The sequence below is a fragment of the Stenotrophomonas sp. 2YAF22 genome (assembly GCF_052114665.1).
Taxonomy (GTDB): Bacteria; Pseudomonadota; Gammaproteobacteria; order Xanthomonadales; family Xanthomonadaceae; genus Stenotrophomonas; species Stenotrophomonas indicatrix.
In genome coordinates this window covers 1-7,797 of record NZ_JBFRFE010000144.1, presented here as the reverse complement: position 1 = coordinate 7,797, position 7,797 = coordinate 1, and the positions used below count along the sequence as shown (strand labels likewise).

Sequence of the window (7,797 nt, the reverse complement as noted above, 5' to 3'; positions counted from 1 at the left end):
GGTTGCCGGCCAGCGGCCGGCACTACCGGTACCTGACCCTTGGTTGGCACGCTCTCGCGGTACAATGAGCACGTGCCAAGACATCGCTCCACTTCATTCCCCGGACCCGATCTGCTGAGTGTCGATCGGGAACACATGCGCCCGCTGGCCGAGCGCATGCGCCCCCGCACCCTGGACGAAATGGTCGGGCAGAAGCGTCTGCTCGCGCCGGAGAGCGCGCTGCGCCGCGCGGTTGAATCCGGGCGCGTGCATTCGATGATCCTGTGGGGGCCGCCGGGCTGCGGCAAGACCACGCTGGCGTTGCTGCTGGCTGAATACTCCRACGCCGAATTCCGTGCCATTTCCGCAGTGCTGTCCGGCCTGCCGGAGGTGCGCCAGGTGCTGGCCGAGGCGGCGCAGCGCTTCGCCGAAGGCCGTCGTACCGTGCTGTTCGTCGACGAAGTGCACCGTTTCAACAAGGCACAGCAGGATGCGTTCCTGCCGCATATCGAGCGCGGCACCATCCTGTTCGTCGGCGCCACCACCGAGAACCCGTCGTTCGAGCTGAACTCCGCGCTGCTGTCGCGTTGCCGCGTGCACGTGCTGGAAGGCGTATCGCCGACCGACATCGTTGAAGCACTGGAACGTGCGTTGGGCGATCGTGAGCGTGGCCTCGGCGAGGAACATATCGAGGTTGCGCCGGAGCTGCTGCTGGAGATCGCCACTGCGGCCGATGGTGACGTGCGTCGTGCGCTGACCCTGCTGGAAATCGCTGCCGAACTGGCGGGCGGGGAGGGTGGTCGCATCACCCCGCAGACCCTCACCCAGGTGCTGGCTGACCGTACCCGTCGCTTCGACAAGGGCGGCGAGCAGTTCTACGACCAGATCTCTGCGCTGCACAAATCCGTGCGCAGCTCCAATCCAGACGCTGCGCTGTACTGGCTCACGCGCATGCTTGATGGCGGCTGTGATCCGTCGTATCTGGCACGTCGACTGACCCGCATGGCCATCGAAGACATCGGCCTGGCCGACCCGCGCGCGCAGAGCATGGCGCTGGAGGCATGGGACATCTACGAACGGCTGGGCAGCCCGGAAGGCGAGCTCGCCTTCGCCCAGCTGGTGCTGTACCTGGCCAGCACCGCCAAGTCGAATGCCGGCTATGCCGCCTTCAACCAGGCCAAGGCCGATGTGCGCGACAGCGGAACCGAAGAAGTGCCGCTGCACCTGCGCAATGCGCCGACCAAACTGATGAAGGAGCTGGGCTACGGCGCCGAGTATCAGTACGACCACGACGCCGAGGGCGGCATCGCGCTGGACCAGACCGGCTTCCCCGATGCAATGGGCGAACGGGTGTACTACAACCCGGTGCCGCGCGGGCTGGAGATCAAGCTGAAGGAAAAGCTGGACCGGCTGCGCGCTGAGCGCGAGGCGGCGAGGGCAGCGAAGGGCGGATAGTCCGGTTCGCTTCATGCAGGGCTTCTCATTGCCCTGCCTGTGCGCATTTGGCAGACTGCGCGGCCCCGTTTTTCAAGGAACGATGCCGTGCAGGAAATGATTCTGCCGTTGAAGCGCTACGCCCAGTTCGAGGGCCGCGCCAACCGCCGCGAGTACTGGATGTTCCAGCTGTTCCTGTTGCTGGCGGGAACTGCGGTGGGCTTGATCGCGCTGACGGTGGCGCTTGTGGCTGGCCTCGTCCTGGACGCCGATTCCAGCTGGATGGCCGGAATCACGATCGGGGCACTGGCGCTGGTGGGTCTGCTCTGGCTGGCCACGATCGTGCCGCTTATCGCAGTGACTGTGCGCCGCCTGCATGACTGCGGCCAGTCCGGCTGGCTGTATCTGCTGGCCCTGGTGCCGGGTGGTGGCCTGGTGATCCTGATCTTTGCGCTGCTGCCAGGCACGCCGCAGGACAACCCGTACGGCCCTGTGCCTACTGGCCCCTGAGGTCGCCAACGTCGCCTCATGCAACGAAGCCGGCTCTGAGCCGGCTTCGTCGTTTCTGCGCTGCTGTCAGTGGTGCCGAGCTGCTTACTGCAGAACGCAGTCACCCAACGCCAGGTAATCCGATCCCGAGCTGAACTGCAGCGTGCAGCTGGCGGTGAAGGAGACGCCTTCCTCCATCGCTGCGAGCTTGGCGTTCTGCTCGTCATCGGAAGCGGTCAGGCGGGCCAATACCTGGCCATCTTCGTCGCCGGCTTCCAGGATCGGCTCGCCCTGCAGGTTGCTGGAGGCGCCCAGGCTTACCGCCGTGAACTGCACGGTCTGGTTGAGCTCTTCCAGCCCGAGAGAGGAATAGCCAGCCTCTTCATAGGCCGAATACAGCCCGGCAAGGCTTGGCGCGGCGTGGCCGGCCAGCGGAGCGAGGAGGCCAACGGCAAGTGCGATCAGTACTTTGTGCTTCAAGGTGTTCTCACAATCATGGGATCCGATCCCACGGGGGTTGTGGAGCTGATGGGCAGGGGCCGGGCAGGCACCCGCGGAGGCGGGGCGATTCCTGCGCCCCGATGGCGGGAAAAGTAGATGAACACGGACTTCCGGCGCAAGCGCTGGCGCGCGCGTGATACACAGTGTGACGTTTGATCGATGTGATAATCATTCGCGTTTAAGGTAGACTGCGGTCCCTTGTGAACCGGTGGCCGTGTGCCGCTTTCGCCGTCACTGATGAAGTCTTCCGTCCTGCCACCGCGCCGTGGCCCGCTGGTATCCGGCCTGGCCGCCTTGATGATGGGCCTGCTCCTGGCTACCCCGTACGCATACGCGCAGCAACGCAATCCGCTGCAGAAGATGGGCCAGACCGTGCTCGATGAGCCGGCGGTCAGCTACCGCTTCGAGCGTTTCGTGATCGACAGCCCCGACCAGCAACGCCGCTGGCGGGTGAATGTCGCGATCCCGGCCAAGGCCTCGAAGACCCCGGCGCCGGTGCTGTACGCGCTGGACGGCAACGCCGTGGCAATGGTGCTGGACCAGCCGCTGCTGGCCGAGCTGGCTGCACGCAAGGCGCCGCCGGTGTTGGTGCTGATCGGCTATGACAACGATCTACGCATCGATTCGGCCGCGCGCACCCGCGACTACACCGCGTGGATCGATCGCGCCGATGATGAAAGCGGCAAGACCCAGGCCGTTGGCGGCGGGGCAGCGGCGTTCCTGGACATGATCGAGCGCCGCATCAAGCCTGAAGTCGAGCGCCGCGCCACTATCGATCACCAGCAGCAGGCGCTGTGGGGCCACTCGTTGGGCGGTCTGTTCGTGCTCAGCAGCCTGTACACCCGTCCGGCGGCCTTCCAGTACTACCTCAGCGCCAGTCCGTCGTTGTGGTGGAGCCAGGGCGCGCCGCTGGGCGACGTCGAGCAGCAGTTCGTGCAGAACGCACACGGTCAGCACGCGAAGGTGTGGCTGATGCTCGGCGGCGCCGAGCGCGTCGGCGACCGCGGCAAGCGTGATATGAGCAATCCGCGCGTGGTCGCGCATCTGCGACGCATTGGTGGTGCCACCCCGGATGCGGCAATGCAGCTGTCCGAACGCCTGGGCCAGGTGCCGGGGCTGAGCGTGCAGTACCGCGAGTTCCCCGGCCTTGGTCACGGCCCAATGCTGCCGGCGTCCTTCCACGCAGCCCTGCATGAGCTGTACGGCGTGACCGATCGCAGCGCCGGTGACGGCCAGCCAACCGGTGGTGACAACGCCGCCGAATGAATCCCTCGCATGGCCATGCCGTGCGACCCCACTACCCAGGCGGACTGTCGATGTGCAGCGGCCAAGGCAACCGATGAATCCCGCGCCACGAGGCGCGGCCTACGTGTGCAAGGAGCCTTCCATGTCGTTCCGTCCGTCTTTCCGTCTCACTTCCCTGGCTGCCGGCCTGCTGCTGGCAGTGACCGCCACCGCGCAGCCGGTGTTCGACCAGCCGGCCAGCGCCACCTTCAAGGGCCAGGTTGTCTCACGCGGTGAGAACGTGGTTCCCGGCAGCACCGCCGATGTCACTGGCCGCGGCTTCGTGCCGGGCCAGCAGGTCAGCCTGCTGCGCGGCGATACCGTGCTCAACATCCAGCCGGTGGTGGTCGATGCCGATGGCAACTTCAAGACCCAGCTGGCCATTCCGGCCGACGCGGTGCCGGGCACCCACCCGGTGGTGGTGCGCGCCAGCCAGCCGGCCGCCGCAACCGTGCTGAAGCTGCGCGTGTCGCCGCAGTTGCCGCTGTCGGGCCAGGCGCAGTTCGCCACCCAGTCCAACAAGCTGGTGCCGGGCCTGTACCAGTCGGCCTACAGCGCCGCCAGCAACGCAGTGTTCGTCACCTCGGCCGTCGGTCGCCCGCCGGTCACCCAGTCGCAGCTGCTGAAGCTGGACCCGAAGTCGCTGAAGGTGACCAAGGCCATCACCCCGGCGCAGGTGCCGGGCAGCACCAACGGTGCCGTGTTCGCGGTGTACGGCGTGGGCGTGGATGATGCCAATGGCAACGTCTGGGTCAGCAACACCCGCCAGGACACCGTGGCCGTCTATCGCCAGGCGGATCTGTCGCTGGTCCACCAGTTCCCGGTCGGCGCCGTGCCGCACGCCCGCGACGTGGTGGTCGACAGCACGCACGGCAAAGTGTTCGCCTCGGCCGCCGGTGAGGACCATTTGTCGGTGTTCGATGCGAAGACGCTGAAGGCACTGGAGCCGATCACCCTGGCCTCGGGCGTGGACGATGAGAAGTTCGTGCCGATGAGCCTGGTGCTGGATGAGCCCAGCGGCAAGCTGTTCACGGTCAGCATCGGTACGCCGGAAGCGGCGGTGATCGATGTGGCCAGCGGCAAGGTCGACAAGGTCATCGATCTGGGCAATTCGATCAGCGCTTCGGGCGTTGCCTTCGATGCCGAGCGCAACCGCCTCTACGTGGCCTCGCAGGGCACCGACAACCTGCTGATCGTCGACGTGGCAAGCGGCAAGGTCGTGCACGACGTGCCGGTCGGCGCCGGTGCACTGAACGTGGCCTTCGATGCGAAGAGTGGCCTGGCCTACGTCACCAATCGCGGTGCCGGCACCGTCACTGCCGTCGACCGTGATGGCAAGGTGGTCGGCAACCTCGATGGCGGCACCTTCCCCAATCACGTCCGCGCCGATGGCAAGGGCAATGTCTTCGCCGTGAACAAGTCGCGTGGCGCTGAAGATCCGAAGGGTGACCGCATCACCCGCATCAGCCTGCGCCAGCCGTAAGCCACAGGGCAGGGCGGCACCCCGCCGCCCTGCCAGCAAGGAGAACCTGCATGAACATCGCTTCCCGCCTGCGCCAGTGCGCGCTCCCGATTGCCGTTTCATTGGTGCTGGCCGCCTGTGGCGACAAGGCGCCGCCGTCGCCGAGCAGTTCCGGGGCCGCTGCGCCAACTGCTGCCACCGCCGAGGCTGGGGCGTTGCCCGCAGGCTGGCAGCGCGTGGCGGGCAATGACGTGCCGACCCTGCCGGGGCAGCAGGTGCTGCTGCCGACCAAGGTGCAGTCCGACGATGGCGCCAGTGTTGAGGTGGATGACACCAGCCGGATCATTGCCGGCGGTGACGACATCATTGCGGTGATCGAAGCGCTGGGGCTGGGCAAGCAGGTATTCGCCGCGCCGACCAACACCACCACCCAGGCCGGCCTGGCTGCGCCGCATCAGTTCCTGTTCAACCGCACAACCGGCGTGGAAGGCGTGCTGAGCCTGCAAGGGTCGCTGTTCATCGGCAACAGCCTGCGTCGCCACACCGAACTGGCTAAGAAGCTGCGCGAAGTGGGCGAGCCCGCGGTGGTGATCGACGACCTGCAGCCGGCGCCGGACAAGGTGCGCAAGATCGCCGCCGTGCTTGGCGTGGGCGATGCAGGGCAGACCCTGGCCACGCAGGTGCAGCGCCAGCTGGATGAGGCCGCTGCCATCGGCAAGGGCCTGGGGCATGCGCCGCGGGTGATTCATGTGTCCGCGACGGGTGCGGGCGGCTCGCCGACCGTGGCCGGTGCCGACAGCGCATCGGCCAAGCTGATCGCACTGGCCGGCGGCCTGAACATCGGCACCGAGGCCGGCGTGGCCAACTATTCGCAGCTGAGCAACGAAGGCGTGGTCGCGGCGGCACCGGAAGTGATCCTGGTGACCGAGCACGACCTGCAGCTGTTCGGTGGTGCCGAAGGCCTGTGGAAGGCGTACCCGACGCTGAAGCAGACCCCGGCCGGACAGGCCAACCGGGTCTGGGTGATGCCGGATGCACAGTTGAAGTACGCCAGCATCGGTTCCGGTGCGGGCGCATTGGCCCTGGCGCAAGCGCTGGCGGCGCTGCCGAAGGCATGAGCCCTGCGGATCGACGCCGCCGTCGTGGGCGGACGATGTTGTTGATTGCGCTGCTCGCGCTGCTGGGCGCGGTGCTGGCGTCGTTCGCCGTGGGGCCGCTGCGCTTGCCACCGCTGGAAGTGATGCAGGCACTGGCGGTGAAGCTGGGCCTGCTGGATCCGCAATCGGTCAGCAGCCGTGACCTGGCCGTGGTGTGGCAGCTGCGCATTCCGCGTGCGCTGCTGGGGGCCATGGTGGGGGCGGCGCTGGCGATGGCCGGCGCCAGCCTGCAGGGACTGTTCGGCAATCCACTGGCCGATCCGGGCATCGTCGGCGTCAGCCAGGGCGCTGCGTTGGGCGCGGTGGCGGCGATCGTGCTCGGTGCGGCAGGCGCAGCCGGCTGGCTGGTGCCGGTGGCGGCATTCGGAGGCGGTGCTGCCGCGATCGGGTTGACCTACGCGCTGGCACGGCCGGGCAAGGGCAGCGGCAATGCCACGCTGTTGCTGGTGGGTATTGCGATGGCGGCATTTTGCTCTGCACTGATCGGTTTCCTGACCTACATCGCCAACGAAAGCGAGCTGCAATCGCTGGTGTTCTGGCAGATGGGTTCGTTGGCGCGGGCGAACTGGGCTGATGTGGTGGCGGTGCTGCCGCTGTTTGCCATCGGTGCGTTCGCGCTGCAGCGCCTGGCCACGCCGCTGGACATGCTGGCGCTGGGTGAGCGTCAGGCTCAGCACCTGGGGCTGGATGTGGCGCGTACGCGACGCCTGCTGGTGGCGTTCAGTGCGCTGCTGGTCGGTGCTGCGGTCGCGTTCGCCGGTTCGATCAGCTTTGTCGGCCTGGTGGTGCCGCACGTGGCACGTTTGCTGGTTGGTCCCGGCCATCGCTGGCTGCTGCCGTTGTCGGGGCTGTTGGGGGCGCTGCTGATCGTGGTGGCCGACACCGCTGCGCGCACATTGGACCCGCCTGCCGAGATTCCACTGGGCCTGTTCTCCGCCGCGCTGGGCGCGCCGTTCTTCCTGTGGCTGGTGYTGCAGCAGCGTCGCAAGGCAGCCGCATGAGCGCTTTTCTGCAATTGCGCGACGTGGTGGTGCGCCGCCAGCAGCGCGAGATCCTGCATGGCATCACCCTTGCGTTCCAGCCGCGCACGGTGACGGCGCTGGTGGGGCCCAATGGTGCCGGCAAGTCCACCCTGCTGGGCGTGGCGGCCGGCGATCTGCGCGCAGACGGTGGCGACGTGCATCTGCACGGACGTCCGCTGCGCGACTACAAAGCCGGGCCGCTGGCACGCGAGCGTGCGGTGATGCCGCAGGAGCACGGCGTGCGCTTCGCCTTCAGCGTGGAAGAAGTCGTGGCAATGGGGCGCCTGCCGCATCCACCGGACCCGCAGGCGGACGATGCGCAGGTGGAACGCGCGATCGACGCCGCCGAACTGCAGGCACTTCGCCTGCGCGAAGTGCAGCAGCTGTCGGGCGGTGAATCGGCGCGGACCACCTTCGCCCGCGTGCTGGCACAGGACACGCCCTTGCTGCTGCTGGATGAGCCCACGGC

The 7,797-nt window shown here is 67.3% G+C and carries 8 protein-coding genes; 7 read left to right on the top strand and 1 reads right to left on the bottom strand.

Going from position 1 to position 7,797, the window contains the following annotated elements; all coding sequences use genetic code 11:
• Nucleotides 1-135: 135 nt before the first annotated feature.
• Nucleotides 136-1,434: a replication-associated recombination protein A gene (locus tag AB4Y84_RS08005; RefSeq protein ID WP_442249964.1), complete on the top strand. Its 1,299-nt coding sequence runs from the start codon at nt 136-138 to the stop codon at nt 1,432-1,434.
• An 87-nt stretch (nt 1,435-1,521) separates the two neighbouring features.
• On the top strand, nt 1,522-1,923 hold the full coding sequence (locus AB4Y84_RS08000) for a DUF805 domain-containing protein (RefSeq protein ID WP_180167028.1): 402 nt from the start codon (nt 1,522-1,524) through the stop codon (nt 1,921-1,923).
• Nucleotides 1,924-2,007: 84 nt separating this feature from the next.
• Here the strand turns inward: AB4Y84_RS08000 and AB4Y84_RS07995 are convergent, their stop codons facing one another.
• On the bottom strand, nt 2,008-2,382 hold the full coding sequence (locus AB4Y84_RS07995; RefSeq protein ID WP_363733208.1) for a hypothetical protein: 375 nt from the start codon (nt 2,380-2,382) through the stop codon (nt 2,008-2,010).
• Between the two features lie 258 nt (nt 2,383-2,640).
• On the opposite strand from AB4Y84_RS07995, the gene AB4Y84_RS07990 reads away from it, so the two are divergent.
• The 5 genes from AB4Y84_RS07990 to AB4Y84_RS07970 form a co-directional block, all read left to right on the top strand.
• Nucleotides 2,641-3,669, top strand: coding sequence for an alpha/beta hydrolase (locus AB4Y84_RS07990; RefSeq protein ID WP_363733210.1), 1,029 nt, complete (start codon nt 2,641-2,643; stop codon nt 3,667-3,669).
• Nucleotides 3,670-3,790: 121 nt separating this feature from the next.
• On the top strand, nt 3,791-5,170 hold the full coding sequence (locus tag AB4Y84_RS07985; RefSeq protein WP_442243519.1) for a YncE family protein: 1,380 nt from the start codon (nt 3,791-3,793) through the stop codon (nt 5,168-5,170).
• A 50-nt stretch (nt 5,171-5,220) separates the two neighbouring features.
• Nucleotides 5,221-6,267, top strand: coding sequence for a heme/hemin ABC transporter substrate-binding protein (locus AB4Y84_RS07980; RefSeq protein ID WP_442243520.1), 1,047 nt, complete (start codon nt 5,221-5,223; stop codon nt 6,265-6,267).
• A complete protein-coding gene (locus AB4Y84_RS07975; protein WP_100436257.1) occupies nt 6,264-7,307 on the top strand; it encodes a FecCD family ABC transporter permease in 1,044 nt (347 codons plus the stop codon). The genes AB4Y84_RS07980 and AB4Y84_RS07975 overlap by 4 nt, the downstream gene beginning before the upstream one ends.
• The coding region (locus AB4Y84_RS07970; RefSeq protein ID WP_442249963.1) for an ATP-binding cassette domain-containing protein at nt 7,304-7,797 on the top strand (494 nt) is incomplete at its 3' end. The genes AB4Y84_RS07975 and AB4Y84_RS07970, both read left to right, overlap by 4 nt.

Coding starts and splice junctions, on each gene's coding strand:
- AB4Y84_RS07990 (WP_363733210.1), top strand. CDS start 2,641: ATGAAGTCTTCCGTCCTGCCACCGCGCCGTGGCCCGCTGGTATCCGGC.
- AB4Y84_RS07985 (WP_442243519.1), top strand. CDS start 3,791: ATGTCGTTCCGTCCGTCTTTCCGTCTCACTTCCCTGGCTGCCGGCCTG.
- AB4Y84_RS07980 (WP_442243520.1), top strand. CDS start 5,221: ATGAACATCGCTTCCCGCCTGCGCCAGTGCGCGCTCCCGATTGCCGTT.